The sequence below is a fragment of the Pantoea sp. AS142 genome, assembly GCF_037152305.1.
Taxonomy (GTDB): domain Bacteria; phylum Pseudomonadota; class Gammaproteobacteria; order Enterobacterales; family Enterobacteriaceae; genus Pantoea.
This window is the reverse complement of record NZ_JBBCMO010000003.1, coordinates 160,095-175,930: the sequence shown is the minus strand read 5'-3', so window position 1 is coordinate 175,930 and position 15,836 is coordinate 160,095. Positions and strand designations below refer to the sequence as shown.

11 protein-coding genes are annotated in these 15,836 nt (G+C 57.3%); all 11 read right to left on the bottom strand.

From position 1 onward, the window contains the following. Positions 1-6: 6 nt before the first annotated feature. Complete coding sequence (locus WFO64_RS08785; protein ID WP_337010810.1) at positions 7-1,146, bottom strand: amidohydrolase; 1,140 nt, start codon at positions 1,144-1,146, stop codon at positions 7-9. An 11-nt stretch (positions 1,147-1,157) separates the two neighbouring features. After that, the gene (locus WFO64_RS08780; RefSeq protein ID WP_337010808.1) at positions 1,158-2,249 is read right to left on the bottom strand and encodes an alkylhydroperoxidase domain protein; all 1,092 of its coding nucleotides are present in this window, start codon (positions 2,247-2,249) and stop codon (positions 1,158-1,160) included. Further along, positions 2,246-3,253, bottom strand: coding sequence for a putative FMN-dependent luciferase-like monooxygenase (locus WFO64_RS08775; RefSeq protein WP_337010806.1), 1,008 nt, complete (start codon positions 3,251-3,253; stop codon positions 2,246-2,248). Before WFO64_RS08775 ends, WFO64_RS08780 begins: the two co-directional genes overlap by 4 nt. Continuing rightward, positions 3,250-4,869 (bottom strand): ABC transporter ATP-binding protein, encoded by a 1,620-nt coding sequence (locus tag WFO64_RS08770; protein ID WP_337010804.1) that lies wholly within the window; start codon positions 4,867-4,869, stop codon positions 3,250-3,252. Before WFO64_RS08770 ends, WFO64_RS08775 begins: the two co-directional genes overlap by 4 nt. Further along, on the bottom strand, positions 4,866-5,717 hold the full coding sequence (locus WFO64_RS08765) for an ABC transporter permease (protein ID WP_337010802.1): 852 nt from the start codon (positions 5,715-5,717) through the stop codon (positions 4,866-4,868). Before WFO64_RS08765 ends, WFO64_RS08770 begins: the two co-directional genes overlap by 4 nt. Then, positions 5,714-6,655 carry an ABC transporter permease gene (locus WFO64_RS08760; protein ID WP_337010800.1) on the bottom strand — a complete coding sequence of 314 codons (942 nt, stop codon included), beginning with the start codon at positions 6,653-6,655 and terminating at the stop codon, positions 5,714-5,716. The genes WFO64_RS08765 and WFO64_RS08760 overlap by 4 nt, the downstream gene beginning before the upstream one ends. A 13-nt stretch (positions 6,656-6,668) precedes the next feature. Next, the gene (locus WFO64_RS08755) at positions 6,669-8,303 is read right to left on the bottom strand and encodes a TIGR04028 family ABC transporter substrate-binding protein (RefSeq protein ID WP_337010798.1); all 1,635 of its coding nucleotides are present in this window, start codon (positions 8,301-8,303) and stop codon (positions 6,669-6,671) included. A 222-nt stretch (positions 8,304-8,525) separates the two neighbouring features. Further along, entirely contained in the window at positions 8,526-9,752 is a 1,227-nt protein-coding gene (locus WFO64_RS08750) for an MFS transporter (RefSeq protein ID WP_337010796.1), read from the bottom strand. 78 nt (positions 9,753-9,830) lie between these two features. Then, positions 9,831-12,182 (bottom strand): GNAT family N-acetyltransferase, encoded by a 2,352-nt coding sequence (locus tag WFO64_RS08745; RefSeq protein WP_337010794.1) that lies wholly within the window; start codon positions 12,180-12,182, stop codon positions 9,831-9,833. Position 12,183: 1 nt separating this feature from the next. Further along, positions 12,184-13,476 (bottom strand): lysine N(6)-hydroxylase/L-ornithine N(5)-oxygenase family protein, encoded by a 1,293-nt coding sequence (locus tag WFO64_RS08740; protein WP_337010792.1) that lies wholly within the window; start codon positions 13,474-13,476, stop codon positions 12,184-12,186. A 10-nt stretch (positions 13,477-13,486) separates the two neighbouring features. Then, on the bottom strand, positions 13,487-15,040 hold the full coding sequence (locus WFO64_RS08735) for a pyridoxal phosphate-dependent decarboxylase family protein (protein WP_337010790.1): 1,554 nt from the start codon (positions 15,038-15,040) through the stop codon (positions 13,487-13,489). Positions 15,041-15,836: the final 796 nt, after the last annotated feature.

Sequence of the window (15,836 nt, the reverse complement as noted above, 5' to 3'; positions counted from 1 at the left end):
TTCTCGTCATTGTGCCGCCACAATCTGCAACGCGCGTGGCACCAGCTGCGTGAAGTATTCAACCGCCGGCCCGATCAACGCTTCATCCGGATCGAAAGCGGCGTGATGCAGGCCAAATTCGCTGGCGCTGCCGATGCTGACAAACGCGCCCGGCACCTGTTTCAGATAAAAGGCAAAATCTTCCCCACCCATCTGCGGCGACTCAGCTTGTTCTGCGTGATAGCCGCTCTGTTGTGCAACGTCCAGAGCCACATCCACCCAGCCTGGCGTGTTAATCAGGGCCGGCGGCCCCTCGGTCCACTCCAGCTCAGCGGTCGCGCCAAATCCGGCGGCTATGCCCTGAATCAGCGATCGGATGCGGTGTGGGATCTGCGCCCGGATCTCATTGTTGTGGGTACGCACGGTGCCCTCAAGCTCAACGCTTTGCGGTAACACGTTCCAGGTATTTCCGGCGGTAAAGCGCGTCACGCTCAGCACCACCGTCTCCAGCGAGCTGAACACCCGGCTCGGCAGGGTCTGTAAGGCGGTCACAATATGGCTGGCAATTACGATCGAATCGATGCCCTCCTGAGGTCGTGCCGCATGCGCGCCTTTACCTTCAACGCGGATCACAAAGCGATCGACGTTGGCATAAAACGCACCCGCCCGACTACGTAGCGTGCCCAGCGGCAGGTCTGGCGCGTTATGCAGGCCAAAAATCGCCTTCACACCTTCCAGGGCACCGGCCTCTATCAACTGTTGCGCGCCATTGAAAGTCTCTTCGGCGGGCTGAAACAGAATACGTACCCGGCCAGGCAGCGTGGCTTCCTGCTGTTTCAGTTGCAGGGCGACGCCTAACATCACGGCACTGTGAACGTCATGACCGCAGGCGTGCATCACACCCGGCTGCTGCGATCGCCATGGACGTTCGGTAATTTCTTCTATTGGTAACGCATCGATGTCGGCGCGCAGGGCGATCAGGTCTGCGCCGTGACCGATTTCTGCCACTACGCCGGTTTTCAGCCCCAGCGGCAATAGCCGGATTCCGGCCTGCTTCAGCCAGCGGGTAATGCGTTCAGTAGTGGCAAATTCATGGTTTGAGAGTTCTGGATGTTGATGCAGTTCGCGACGCCACTGCACCAGTTGTTCGGTTAAAGGCAATGTCATGATTATCCCTGTTATTCCGGCAGAAAAGGCTCGCCTAGCGTCAGCATCAGGCGATTGGCCCAGGCAAAGAAGGCCGTTGATTGAATCAGGTCGAGCAGGGCGAGCGTATCCAGACCCTGTTCGCGCAATGCAGAGATCTGCGACTGTGCAGGCTGTGCCGGGGTCAGCGACAGCGCCGCCGAAAAGGCGATGATCGCCTGCCAGCGGGGGGCGTGTCCGTGGGATAATACCGCGCCGGGCGCGACGTTCAGCAGCTTTTGAACGGCCTCATCCTGCTTTGAGAGCTGGCTGGCTTTACGGGCATGAACCGAGGCGCAGTAAATGCAGCCGTTGACCTTACTTACCACGGTGGCGGCCAGCTCGCGCTCGGCACGTGGTAGCCCTCCCGGAGTATAAAAAATGCCCTTATCGGTCAGGGTACGCTGCTCCAGCAAGGGCAGGTTACGTGCCAGCAGGCGAAAATAGTCGGAGTTGGTGTGGCCGAATTTTGCCAGCGTCGCCTGTTCGTCCTCGCTGAATTCAGCCAGTGGTTTTGCGGGCAGCCACGGCTCCCAGCCGAGTTCACGTTGAGTAAACGCGGTCAGGGCCGTTTTGCCGCTGGCGGTCCATAATGCCTCGTGCCAGTGACCGGCCACGACAGGGGGAACCTCGCCCAATGCCTCATCGCCCTGTAGACTGCGCAGACCCGCCAGCAACCGGCTCTGAAAACTGACGAACGCGACCAGTTGCGCCAGTGTGACGATGCCGCGTAGGCTCCAGCCCGCCTGTTTCAGGGCTTCAAGATGGGCAGGCGCAGCGGCAACCGGTTTAAAGGTCAGGCGATGGGCAAAAGCCTGTGCCGCTATGATCCAATCACTCTCGGGCTGTGTCTGCTGCGGCTGATAGTGTGCCTGCAGGCCTGGCTGCGCATGCCAGCCTGCAACCTGTGCGGCCAGCAGACGGCGCTCCGCTAAGGGGAAATCTGCATCACCCTGGTTAAACAGCACGTTGTAGCTTCCCTGGGCATGAAGGGTGGCGGCGTGACGTGTCTGGCGCGCCTGGGCCAGATCGGACGCGGGATTGATATCCGCCAGCGTGGCGATCAAATCGTCATGTTGACTCATGAAATTCTCCTGTGGGGTTCGCCAGCGGTACGAAGCGCGGGCGCAAGATGTTCGGCAATCAGTTCTATCGAGCGCAGCGTGTCGGCATGCGAAGGCTCAACCGAATGCACCTGGAAAGAGATGTCAGTGACGCGTGCCAGCACGCTGTCCTGCGCCAGTGATCGCTCTACCTGCTCAATACCGCCGACATGAGCATCAAACTGCCCCAGCAGGTCATCAACGCTTTCCCCGCGTAATTCACCACGGTACTGGGCGGCCTGCTTGCGAATGCCCGGTTCAGCGACCTGACGCGCGTAGTGATCAGAATCGGCGACAAAGGCGGTGCGGGAGGCGAGAATCCGTGGCGCAATCCCCACAGGGAGTGCCGCAAGATAGGCATCGATCAGCGGATTCTGCAGCGCATCGAGCGCGAGTCCGGGCTGGCCCGTCGGGCGTGGCTGGGTGCGCGATAGCATCAGACCATGTCCGCCCTGTGCTGCACGGATCGCGCCTTCTACTGAAAAGGTGGCGATCCAAACCCGTCTGGCCAGCTGCGGCGCGGCAGGATAGAGATGATTATCCGGATGCCCCAGCGAATCACCGCGCCAGGCGCTGAGCAGCGTATGCAGATTATCTGCAAACGCGGCACTGCGTTCAGCAAAGGTCAGGCCAAACGGCAAAAACGAGTCTGGCGTGCCGCCCGATCCCAGCCCGATCTCCAGTCGGCCATCTGCCAGCAGATCGAGTACCGCGGCATCTTCAGCCACCCGCAGTGCATTCTCCATCGGCAGCGTGATGATGGCGGTGCCGAGCCGGATGGTGCGGGTCTGTGCGGCGGCATGCGCCAGGAAGACCAGCGGTGAGGGCAGGCCGCCTTCATCCTGATGAAAGTGGTGCTGGGCAATCCAGGCAGTATCAAATCCGCATCGTTCGGCATGCTGAATCTGTTCGGTGGCCAGCTGATAGCGCTGTTTCGCCGGAACTTTATCCAGCAGCCGGCTAAAAAATCCGAGACGTCGGCTCATGCTGACTCCTTGTGAGTTAATGGAACGATCGGAGGAATAGCCGCAATCAATTCGCGTGTGTAGGGATGCGTCGGCGCAGTGAATATCGTGACAACGTCACCTTGCTCCGCCACTTCGCCCGCTTTTAACACCGTGACGCTGTCGGCAATCTGTCGCACCGTCGTCAGGTCGTGCGTGATAAACAGGTAGGTCAGACCCAGTTCGACCTGAAGCTGCTGCAGCAGGTCGAGGATTTGCGCCTGCACCGTAACGTCCAATGCCGAGGTTGCTTCATCCAGCACCAGTATCTCCGGCTCACAGATCAGCGCACGCGCCAGCGCGACACGCTGCCGCTGACCGCCGGATAGCTCGTGAGGCTGGCGTGACAACAAAGAGAGCGGCAGCGCCACTCGCGTGGTGATCGCTTCTACCCGCTTGCGGCGCTGGCCGCGGGGCAGTTGTTCAAAATTACGTAGCGGTTCTTCGATGATCGCAAACAGCGTCTGACGTGGATCGAGCGAAGCAAACGGGTTCTGATAGACAAACTGGATCTTACGGCGCAACTGACGCAAGGCTTCGCCGCGTAATCCGTTGACCACAATGCCATCCAGCGTCACCTCACCGCTATCGGCGGTTTCAAAACCCATAACGATGCGTGCCAGCGTGGTTTTGCCGGAACCGGACTCGCCCACCAGCGCATGCGTGGTGCCACGCGCCACCTGAAAACTGACGTTGTTCAGCGCCTGTAAACGCTGCAGTTTGCCAAGCGAAAAGCTTTTCATGACGCCAGTTGCCCGGATTGCAGGCGCAGAAAAACGGGCGGCAGCAGGTTTAATCCGGGTGGGCCGCTTTGGTGCCGCATCATTCAGTAACTGACGGGTGTAGGGGTGTGATGGCGCGCTAATCAGCTGCGCGGTGCGCCCCGATTCCTGAATCTCACCGTGGCGAAACACAATAATGCGGTCTGCGCGCTGAGCCGCCAGCGCCAGGTCGTGGGTGACAAACAGCACGGCGGTATTGGATTCATGCCGCAGAGTGTCCAGCAGATCGAGAATGCGTTTTTGCACCGTGACATCCAGTGCGCTGGTCGGCTCATCCGCAATGATCATTTCCGGCTGCAGGGCCAGGGCAATGGCGATCAGCACCCGCTGTTTCATGCCGCCCGACAGCTGATGCGGATATTGCTTAACCCGCTGTTCCGGGTGGCTGAGACCTACGCGGCTCAGCAGATCGATCACCCGCTGCTGGCGCTGTACTGCCGGTAATCGCAGATGCAGCCGCAGAATTTCTTCAACCTGTTCGCCGACCGTTTTAACCGGATTCAGAGAGTTGCCGGGGTCCTGTGGCACCAGACTGATACGCGCACCGCGCAGTGTATCAATGCGCTGTTGCGACCACTGACTGATATCCACGCCATTGAGCCGGATTTCGCCTGCGTCGCGACGGCCATTTTCCGCCATCAGGCCCATTATCGCCTGCGCCGTGGTGGTCTTACCGGAACCGGACTCCCCGACCAGCGCGACCATCTCACCGGCATGCAGTTCGAAGCTGATGTTATGCACCACCGGCTGCCAACGGTTGCCACTGCGATAGCTTAGCGTCAGATTGTTGACCGCGAGTAACGGCTGAGCGCTCATCGGCGTCCTCCTGAAAGTTGCTGGCTGATGCGGTTGGCGGCGAGCACTACAGCGACCACCACCACACCAGGGAATGTGGTCAGCCACCAGGCGGTAGCCAGATAATTCCGTCCTTCAGCGATTAACAGACCCCATTCCGGCACAGGCGGCGGGGTGCCGTAGCCGAGAAAGCTCAGGGTCGACAGCGCCAGAATCGCCTGTCCAAACTGCAGGGCGGCATAAGCGATCACTGGCATCAGTGCATTGGGCAGAATATGACGCCACAGCACGCTGAAAAAGCGGCCGCCGCTGCCGTAAGCCGCTTCAACATATTCACTGTGACGGATGCGCACTACTTCGGCGCGCGCCAGCCGGGCAAAGCTCGCGACGGAGGCGATGCCCACCGCGAGGGCGGCATTCAGAGTGCCGAAGCCCAGTAAAATTAACACGCTCAGGGAGAGCAGCAACGCTGGAATGGCCAGCAGGACATCCACTGCACGCATCAATACTGATTCGGTTTTACTGCCCAGGGCACCGGCGAGTACGCCCAACGCGGTACCGGCCAGCAGTCCAATCGTCACCGCCATTATTGCGGCAGAGAGCGAATGGGATGCGCCATAGACAATACGAGCAAAGAGATCACGGCCGAGCTGATCGGTGCCCAGCCAGTGTCCGGCCTGCGGAGCCAGTCGCTGTGCGCCCGCAACCCCTTCAACCGGGCTGGCCTGGGTAAAGAGTAACGGGAATAATGCCGCCAGGATGGCCAGCAGCATGACCAGTACGGCCAGCCACAGGCCCGGCGCGAAACGCACACTGCGTCTCTTCGACACCACGGGTTGCCGGGCGGCAGCGTAATCAACCAGGCTCATGTTGCACCTCGTAACAGTTGTAAACGCGGGTCAAACAAGGGCATCAACAGATCCACCAGCAGATTGATCACCACAAAACCCAGCGCGGAGATCATCACCACCGCCTGCAACACCGCCACATCCTGATTGTTTACCGCCTGCTGCGTCAGCTGGCCCAGACCGCCCAGGCCAAACACGGTTTCTGTAATCAGTGCGCCGGCAATCAGTTCGCCCAGCAGCAGGCCCGCGACGGTGAGCACCGGCAGCATGGCGTTGCGCAGGATATGCCGCCACAATACATATTGCTCGCTGGCCCCTTTAGCGCGCGCCACGGCCACAAAAGGTCGGGTTGAAACCTCATCAATACTGCGCAGCAGAATCTGTGCCAGCGGCGCAGAGATAGGCACGGCAACCGTGATAATGGGCAGAATCAGTCCCTGCCACGGCGAAGGATTGATCACCGGGATCCAGCGCAGCTGAAATGAGAAGAGCTGAATCAGGGCGATGCCGAGCCAGAAGGTCGGAACGGAGATAAACAGCGCGGGCAGTGACTGAAGCAAATTGCGCAGGCCGCGCAGGGCAGGTAGCCGCGACAGTGTCGCCAGCAAAAATGCCAGCAGCGTCGCCAGCAAAAAACCGCACAGGGCAAGACGCAGCGTGCCGGGCAGGTTGCTGGTCAGCAGTTCATTGACCGGCACGCCCGCCTGAACGGAATAGCCGAAATCGCCACGCAACATCGCCAACAGCGTGTGCAGATATTGCTGCCACAGCGGGCTGTCCGCGCCATAGGCCTGACGCATCTCAGCAATCTGCTGTGGGCTCAGGCCAAGATCGGGATTCTGAAACTTGATCAGCACCGCATCGCCGGGCAGCACCTGCAACAGCACAAATGACAGGGTAAACGCGGCCCACAATACCAGAAGTCCCAGGCCAGCGCGTTGCAGCAGATAATGACGCATCTTTACCTCCCGCTTACTGTTTTTCCAGCCAGGCGCTATACAGTGCCGGACGGCCCACCGCTTCAAAACTGACGCCTTTCAGCCAGGGCGCGCCAGCATAAACCTGCGGCTCTTCGAAAATCGGAATCACATAAGCCTGATCCAGCAGATAACGCTGAACGTCACCGGTCAGTTGCAGCCGTTTTGCGGGATCAACCTCAGCGGAGATCGCCACCAGCAGCTCATTGAGTTTGTCGTCGCGGAAGTTTTTCACTTTGTTGCTTGAGCCGCCTTTCTGCAGCAGGTTGTCACGGTTGGCAGGGTAGAAGCTGCTTTTGATCACGTCGGGATCGGCGCGGCCGACTTCGGTGACGTTAAGCGGCGTTTTAAGGGGATCGAGGTTATCCAGCGTTTTGCTGCCCGCATCACCAGCTTTAACGGTAAGGGCAACGCCCGCCTGTCGCCACTGCTGGGCCACCAGTTGCAGTACCTCTTTGTTTTGCGGCTGCGGCAGCGATTCATAGACGGTTAACGCCAGTCGCTGACCCGCTTTCTCACGGATGCCATCTGCGCCCGGTTGCCAGCCCGCCTGGTCCAGCAATGCTTTCGCTTTTGCCAGATCAAACGTGAGTTTGTCCGCCAGATTGACGTAACCGGCGGCGGTGGTCGCCACGACCGAGGTGGCCTGTGGATAGTTCGGCGAGAAGAGCGTCTCAACCACCTGTTTCGCATTGGTGGCGTGCAGCAGCGCCTGACGTACCCGGATATCGCTGACCAGTGGATTATCGGGTCGGAAGCTCAGGCTGTCGTTGACGCCACGTGTCGGCGCGGCATAGACCGGGAAGTTCTGATCTTTAGCCTGCTTCTCATCGTAGGCCTGAACCTGACGGATCAACCCCGCCTGGCCCGCCAGCAGTGCACCGATGCGCACGCTGTCTTCCGGCGTCACAATCACTTTAATCGCGTCGAGATTGGCCGGCCCCTGCTGCTGAATGTTTTTCGGTCCCCACTGATAATCTTTGCGCGCCACCAGATCCACTTCCCGACCGAGCTTCTCATCACTGACCACAAACGGCCCGGAACCGATGATATGACGGGCATCACCCAGCTGATCGAAACTGCGCGCCAACGTACTCAGCGAGATCAGGCCAGAGCCAATCGTGGCGGTGCCCTGCAAAAACCCAGGTGACGGCTTTTTGAAATAGAACTTCACCGTCAGTGGGTCGATAACTTGGCTGCGTTCATAGTTATTAATCACTTCCGATACCGGCAGGCGCAGCGCTTTATTTCCCAGCCCGTAGGTATCAAAGTTTTTCGCCACTGCGTTCGCATCTAATGGCGTGCCATCAGAAAAGGTCACGCCCGGACGCAATTTAAAGGTGTATTCAGTTTTGTCGGCGTTGGTGGTCCAGCTTTCCGCAATCCAGGGTTCAACCTGCAGCGTTTCGGGGTTCTGCCAGGTTAATTTATCGGTGATCTGATTGAGAATGCCGCCATTAGGGTAAAAGCCACCGGCGGGCGGATAGAGATTGGTATGTGCCTGCTGTTCCAGATAGATCAGCGTGCCGCCTTTGACCGGCGCGGCTGCCGCATTAAAAGTAAGAGTCCCGGCAAGTAAAGTAAAAACCAGCGTCCGTGAGCGCGGTGTAAGGGGAAATAACGTCTTCATGGTGAATTCCTTTGTTATCAATTGCCTCAGCAGGCGGAATCATCATCGAATGACGCAACACACAGATAAAGTAACGATTTGGTCAAAGCTTATCTGAAAAAAATAAATGCGGGGAATGAGTGGGATTTCATCTGTGCGTAGAACCGGCGGAATGGCAAATCACTCTCTGCCATTCCGCCAGGTGATATTTTTAACTGCCTTCAGCTCATTAATTATGGATCGCTATTCCGCGCATAATTTCCGCTGACCTGCACGCAGGAAAGCGCTGACCAGCACCAGCCACAGCACGCCACAGGTCAGATTCACCAGACTGAACCCCCCGGTGCCGTAGCGGAAATAGGCGGCTTTAGCGGCTTCAATGCCCAGCGCAATGATCAGAATACTCACCATGCCGAGCATCGCTGCCACGCTGCCTTTCCCCGCACGGCTGGAAAAAAGCGTCATGCGATAGAGTCCGGCGCTGACCAGCCCGGTTCCGAATCCATAAAGACTGAGCCCGGTGGTCAGCCACAGATAGCTTTGCGGATTTAGCAGGGTAGCTGTTCCTGCGATTGCCAGCCCGCAGACGACCGGCCAGGCACCGAGCCGTAACGGTTGTTCAATGGGGTGACGGCTGGCTAACCGCCCCAGCGTCAGATTGCCCGCAATCATCGCGGCGAAGACCGGCAGCTGTAATAACGCATAGTCGATGCGGCTGAGTCCCGCATCGTGGATTAAAATCACCGGCGATAACGCGACCCATGCGATGCAGGGTACGGTGACCAGCCCGATAGCCAGTGAACCGCGCATCACCTGACGATCCTTCAGCAACACCAGGTAACCACGCCCTATTGACCGCAGCGACAGCGATTTCTGCCGATCCCCTGCCGTCTCAGGCATGGCATACCATAACCCGGCCAGGGCGAGGGCCGCGACAGCACCAATGAGCCAGAACAGGGTGCGCCATTCACCCACGGTAAGAAAAGCCGCGCCCGCCAGCGGACCGACCAGCGGGGCCAGCAGAGCGACGTTTGCCATCAGCGCCATCATTTTGATGCTCAGCGACTCTGTGAAGACCTCCTGCACAGCCGCGTAACCTACTGCACCGATAAAACAGAGGCTGATCCCCTGAATAAAACGCAGCAGGACGAACTGCTCAATGCTTTGCACCCAGTGCGTCGCCACACACGAGAGCATAAAAAAGGCCACGCCGCTGAGCAGAACCGGACGCCGTCCGATGCGGTCAGAGAGGGGGCCAAGCAGCCATTGCAGCATAATGCCACCGGCCAGGTAGGCGGTGAGTGAAGTGGAGACCCACTCCGGCCCGACCTTAAATTCCTGCGTCACCAGCAGCATGCCGGGCTGGATCATGTCATGGGCGATATAGGTAGCGAGCTCAAATAATACCAGTGACAGCGGAAAGATCAGTTGTCGCCCGGTGAGGTGCGCTACTGGTTCAAAAGAAGCCATTACGGATACCTGCGATAAGGCCATTAAAAAAGCGGCCACCAGGGTGACCGCATAGATTATTTCGTGACAGCGTAACGTTTAGCGCCAGCGGGCAATGGGGTTGACCAGGGTTCCGGCGAACTTAAGGTTCTCCGCAGGATCGGCGAGGTTTATCATCTGCTGGTTGTTCGCCAACTGGAGGCGGTTCAGGCAGGAACGGGTAAATTCCGGCGCGAACATGTCATAGCGCGCGAACTTAAGGGCATGCTCCGGGTGCGCCTGCTGGTAATCCTTCACGCATTGCGCCACCGCCTGCCAGAATTCTTCCTCCGGCAGCGTCCCTGACTGATGCAGGATCGCGCTGATAAAGCGGAAGATGCAGTCAAACACATCGGTGAAAATCGAGAGCAGCTTCAGGTTCTCCGGCACATCCACCGCCAGACGCTGCACGCCTTCCGGCAGCACGGCATCCGGGTTCATCACGGCGATCTCTTCGCCGATATCCTTCATGTATGCACTGACCGGCACGTTGTTCTCCAGCAGCATGATGAGGTTTTCACCGTGCGGCATGAACACCAGGTCGTGCTGATAGAAGCAGTGCAGCAGCGGGCTGAGATAGCAGGTCAGGTAACGTTCTATCCACTGCTTCGCGGGCAAACCGGAATTCGCTATCAGCGCAGGCAGCAGTGCCTGCTGATGTTGATCGACGTGCAGGAAAGAGGCCATGGTCATCAGACGCTGACCGGGTTGCAGGCTGGCCGCAGGATTATCCCGCCACAGGGCAGCGAACATCTTTTTATAGGCGGAGTCGCCTTTGATCGCCTGCTCATAATAGCGGTTGTGATAGCCGACCGCCGCGACTTCGCGCAGGATGCGGAAATCACAGCGATTCAGCCACGCATCGCCTGCGACCAGTTGTTCCAGCCAGCCATTTATCGCGGGCGTTGTCGCCATATAGTAGGGCGACAGACCGCGCATAAAGCCCATGTTAAGTACCGACAGGGCGGTTTTCACGTAGCGCTTCGAGGGCTGGCTGCGGTTAAAGAAGGTGCGGATCGACTGCTGCGCCTGGTAAGCATCGTCGCCGGTACCGAGATAAACAATATCGTGACTGGCGATGTCTGCCGCAAAGACGGTCAGTAGCTTGTTTTGCCACTGCCACGGATGCACCGGCATCAGGATATACTCCTCAACCGCCAGCCCTTTATTCACCAGCTGCGCATTAAACTGTTCCACGGTCGTGTCGCCCAGCTCGTCACGCATTAACTGCTCATAGCTCAGCTCGCTCAGGCTGGAGAAATGCGCGTTGCGGCGGTGAACCGCGACCCAGAGGAGATGAACGGGCGCGGCGGCTTCCGGTGCAAACGCCAGATAGTCGTGCGCATCAAATCCAATACGTCCATTGTTGGCGACAAAGCAAGGATGACCTTCGGTCATCGCGGCTTCCACCGTCTGGAAATCGGCTGAGACCAGCGCCTGGCTGTCGGGATTATTCTTCTGCAGCTTATAAACGCTGCTGCAAAGCGTGCTGCTGATCTCCTCCATATAGGTCGCCAGCAGTGCCTGCGTAATGCCGATCTCCCCATTGAACTCAACGATAAACTGCAATGCGTCCAGCGGCAGATCGTGCCCGTTCTCCTGCTTGCGCAGTGAATCAACGTCGATTTCCCAGTGATCCAGCGCCAGCCGCGCGGCGCGAAAATGGTAACTCGCTTCACCGCCCGGCACTGCGAGCTGATAGCTGCCGTCGCCGGATTGCTGTGGCGTAATGATTTTTTCATGCGCGAACTCGGCAATCGCTTTGCGGATCAGCATGCGGTTTGCCTGGCTCCAGTCGTCGCCTGTCAGATGTGTGCCGTTCATCAGTGAAGAGGGGGTGTTCATAATCTGCGACTCCAGTAACGCGTGTTGATAATCTTCCCGCTGGCAAAAAGCCAGCCAGGCGGTTTTATGACCCATATCGATAGTGTGCTGGTAACGGAAACCGGCGCGCTTATTCAGTATGTGAATCTTCTCATTGCGCACATCCGGCTCCACCACCACACGGCGCACCTCAGGACGGCTGAACATGTAGTCCATGACCAGTGTGAAGACCTGCCAGCTAAAAGCCTTTACCGGCTGGCTGACAGGGGCAATCAGAATGTGCATGCCGTAATCGTCGGGCGCGGCAGAATAAAATTTGCCAACCTCATCGTCGCAGGCGCGATAGCACTCAATCAGACAGACTGGCTGGTCGTTGCAGCAGCCAATCAGCGCCGCATTGGGGTCCGAAGCGGTCAGCGTGTGATAGAACTCAGCGACCTGCTTCAGGCTCTGCTGCTGCATTCCCCAGAAGCGGGCGTAATCGCGGGTTACCCAGTTATGGATCAGCGGCGCATCGCTCTCAAGCATCGGTCTGAGGGTAAACAGGCCGGCGGGACGATCGGCACTGAACAGCGTTTGTGAATTCATATCAGCGCTCCGATTTAGCCGGAAAGGTCTGGAAGGCGATCTGACGCTCAACCGGATAGACCTCGCGTCCGGTCAGTTCGCGCAGCAGTACCGAGTTGCGGTAGCAGGCCATGCCCAGATCCGGTGTGACAAATCCGTGGGTATGTAGCTCGGCGTTCTGCACAAAGATCTGATTGTGATAGTCAATGCTGTAGTTGCGCTGCACGTCGTAGCGGCCTTTGTCATCCCAGCGCAAGCGCGCGTTGATGCCCTCTAAAAACATCGGTGGCCGGTAGTGATAGCCGGTCGCCATAACCAGTCCTTCGGTGCGACGGGTAAAGGTGCAATCCTGCTCCTCCTGATGCAGCGTCAGCTCGAATTCTCCCTGCGGTAGCCAGCGCATAGCGGTCAGGGCCGAGTGGGTGAAAAGGTTAACGTTGAGCTCTCCGTCAAGCTGTTTGACATACATCAGATCGTAAATGTCATTGATTAAGCTGCTGTTGATTCCCTTGTAGAGATTTTTATGACGCGCATTTAGCTCATCGCGGGTGCTGGCGGGCAGGGCGTGGAAATAGTCGACCCACTCTGGTGAGGTCATCTCCAGCGTCAGTTTGGTGTACTCCAGCGGGTAGAAGCGGGGCGCGCGGGTGATCCAGTTGAGCTGATAGCCAAAGCGGTCGATATCGGTCAGCAGGTCGTAGTAAATTTCCGCTGCGCTCTGACCACTACCCAGCACGGTGATCGAACGTTTCTGCTGCAGTGCCGCTTTGTTGACCAGATAGTCACTGGAGTGTGTCAGGTGCTGACAGTGCGGCTGGCTGCATTCCGGCATCCAGGCTTTAGGCCCAGTGCCGAGGATCAGATGACGTGCCCGATAACTCTGTTTCTGACCGTTAATGGTGTCGGTCACCTGCAGGCTATAAATCCCGGCTGCCTCATCATAGCTGACGTATTCCACATGGCTGTTCCAGCGTAGATTAGAGAGCCGTGAACTGGCCCACTGGCAGTACTGGTTATACTCTTTTCGCATCAGGAAGAAGTCTTCACGGATATAAAAAGAGTATAGCTTTCCTTTCTGCTTCATATAGTTAAGCAGGCTATAGGGGCTGGTGGGATCGGCAAGCGTTACCAGGTCGGCCATAAAGGGCGTTTGCAGATGGGCATTTTCCAGCATCATGCCGGTGTGCCAGTCAAATCCCGGATTCTCATCCAGGAAAAGACCGTTCAGCCCCTCTACTGGCTCACTCAGACACGCCAGACTCAGGTTGAAAGGGCCGATGCCGATACCAATAAAATCATAAACGGGATTATTCATTTCAGAGCTCTCACTGATTCGCCGCGCTCAGCGCAGACGCACGGACCTGTTCGCGGCCATAATGCGCAATCAGGCTCAACACATCTTCGATGTCAGCGACGGTCGTGGTGGGATTTAACAGGGTGAATTTCAGGTACTGACGCCCATCGACTTTGGTTCCGGCAATCACAGCATTACCCGAGCGGAACAGCGCTTTACGGATGGCGGCGTTGATTTCGTCGATCTGCGCATCGCTGGCATTTTTGCCGGGAACATAGCGGAAAATCTGGGTGGTCAGCTCAGGCGCGTGCAGCACTTCAATGGCGGGATGCGCACGTAACAGCTCATGAGCGGACTCTGTCAACTGTATCAGCGTATCGAATGCGTCACCCAGCGCTGCCGGGCCCATCACGCGCAGTGTCAGCCACATTTTCAGTGCATCAAAACGGCGGGTGGTCTGAATGCTCTTGTTAACCAGATTAGGCGTACCTTCCTGCTGTGCGCTGAGCGGATTCAGGTAATCCGCGTGGTGCGTGACATGCTTCAGATTATGGCTGTCTCGTACAAAGAAGGCCCCACAGCTGACAGTCTGGAAGAAAGATTTGTGGTAGTCGACGGTGACGGAATCAGCCCGCTCGATGCCATTCAGACGTGAGCGATGATTCTCAGAGACCAGTAGCCCACAGCCATAGGCGGCATCAACGTGCATCCACAAACCATAATCGTCACAGAGACGGGCGATTTCTGGCAGTGGATCAATGCTGCCAAAGTCCGTAGTGCCGCTGGTAGCGACCACGGCAATCGGAATCAGTCCTTCACTGCGGCAGCGTTCGATCTCCTGCGCCAGGCATGCAGCATCCATGCGGTAGTGGGCGTCGTGGTCAACGGCGATAACCGCGTCATAGCCCAGCCCTAAAATCGCCATCGATTTCTGGATACTGAAGTGGCTGAGTTTAGAAGTAAACACTCGCCATTTCGACGCGGTCTCAGGCAGGCCGCGATGCTTAATAAGATGGCCGCTATGATGCGCCGCACACCAGCTGTCACGCGCCAGCAGCATTGCCATCAGGTTAGATTGGGTGCCGCCACTGGTAAAGATCCCATCGGATCCGGCAGGCAGACCGATGCGGCCAAGCGTCCAGTCAATCACCTTCTGCTCAATCAGCGTGCCCCCGGCACTCTGATCCCAGGTATCGACTGAACTGTTCACCGCCGCCATAATCTGCTCAGCCATCAGAGAGGGCAGCACGACCGGGCAGTTCAGGTGCGCCAGGTATTTAGGATGGTGAAACCACACGGCGTCACGAAGATAGAGCTGGCTCAACTCCGTCAGTGCGGCATCGTTATTACCCAGCGGACGGTCGAGATCGACCTCGCTGAACTCCGCCGCCAGTTCGTGTGGCAGAATACCGCTGAAGGGCTTCTCTACACCGGTTACAGTGCGGGTCATCAGCGCCAGCACCTCCTGAGTCTGCTGCGACCAGGCCGCCAGTTGCTGATCGTTAAAAATTGCCGTTTCGGCACCGCTGGCATTGGATGCTGGCGCGAGCTCCAGTGCCGCTTGAGTGGATGAGCGTAAAAGCATGTTCAGTTCCTGTGCGTTAATACCTATAACCCTGCCGACGCAAAGTCAGCAGTGTTGGATGTCCGCTCAACAACTCCAGTAAACATAAAACTAACTAACCAGATAAGAACCCTGACCACTAAATGGGTTAGTGTTTTCACCTCAAAAAGAGTAAATACCGCATATTATTTGTGGATTAATCAGCGTTTAACGCTTTGTTGTATTCAGATGAGAGTGTAAATGTTAATCATTATCATTCAATTGATTTGTTGTTAAATTTTATTTATTAGTATGTCTAATGTTGAAAATGTGACGTGGATCACTTTTCAGGATCGGAATAGTCTTTTTTTTCGATGATCAGTGCTAGCGGGGGTCAGAAAAGTGAATATTTGCCGGGCAAACGCGTCGCACGAAAGCGTGCCAGTGAGCCAGTGAGAAGGGTCGGTTTATTGTGAAGCGGGATGCAGAAAGACTTCTCGCGCTATCATCCCGTTAACACCCAGCAGCCACAAAGGGTATTTCAGAAAAGCAGGACGCCGTTCTAAGCCAGCGTTTAAAGAAAGCTGTCGTCTCTTCCTTGCCTGCGTTATCCGGGAACGGGTATTGCCGTTGTGGCTGAGGGTAAAAGCGCATTCACGCTTCCTTACATCCAGGGATCAGAGGCCGACTCGATAAGATCACTGTCTATCATTGCCCAGATACGGGTTTAATTATCCCGGACGCAACAATATCTGGCCACGTCAGGGATGGCAGAGTATCTTGCTTCACCCCGGTAACAGCGCGGGCACAATATTGACTGCAGGCCACCATTTGATGC

What these genes read in the sequence shown, in the direction of transcription:
- WFO64_RS08785 (WP_337010810.1), bottom strand. Translation starts at nt 1,146, where the DNA reads ATGACATTGCCTTTAACCGAACAACTGGTGCAGTGGCGTCGCGAACTG.
- WFO64_RS08780 (WP_337010808.1), bottom strand. Translation starts at nt 2,249, where the DNA reads ATGAGTCAACATGACGATTTGATCGCCACGCTGGCGGATATCAATCCC.
- WFO64_RS08775 (WP_337010806.1), bottom strand. Translation starts at nt 3,253, where the DNA reads ATGAGCCGACGTCTCGGATTTTTTAGCCGGCTGCTGGATAAAGTTCCG.
- WFO64_RS08770 (WP_337010804.1), bottom strand. Translation starts at nt 4,869, where the DNA reads ATGAGCGCTCAGCCGTTACTCGCGGTCAACAATCTGACGCTAAGCTAT.
- WFO64_RS08765 (WP_337010802.1), bottom strand. Translation starts at nt 5,717, where the DNA reads ATGAGCCTGGTTGATTACGCTGCCGCCCGGCAACCCGTGGTGTCGAAG.
- WFO64_RS08760 (WP_337010800.1), bottom strand. Translation starts at nt 6,655, where the DNA reads ATGCGTCATTATCTGCTGCAACGCGCTGGCCTGGGACTTCTGGTATTG.
- WFO64_RS08755 (WP_337010798.1), bottom strand. Translation starts at nt 8,303, where the DNA reads ATGAAGACGTTATTTCCCCTTACACCGCGCTCACGGACGCTGGTTTTT.
- WFO64_RS08750 (WP_337010796.1), bottom strand. Translation starts at nt 9,752, where the DNA reads ATGGCTTCTTTTGAACCAGTAGCGCACCTCACCGGGCGACAACTGATC.
- WFO64_RS08745 (WP_337010794.1), bottom strand. Translation starts at nt 12,182, where the DNA reads ATGAATTCACAAACGCTGTTCAGTGCCGATCGTCCCGCCGGCCTGTTT.
- WFO64_RS08740 (WP_337010792.1), bottom strand. Translation starts at nt 13,476, where the DNA reads ATGAATAATCCCGTTTATGATTTTATTGGTATCGGCATCGGCCCTTTC.
- WFO64_RS08735 (WP_337010790.1), bottom strand. Translation starts at nt 15,040, where the DNA reads ATGCTTTTACGCTCATCCACTCAAGCGGCACTGGAGCTCGCGCCAGCA.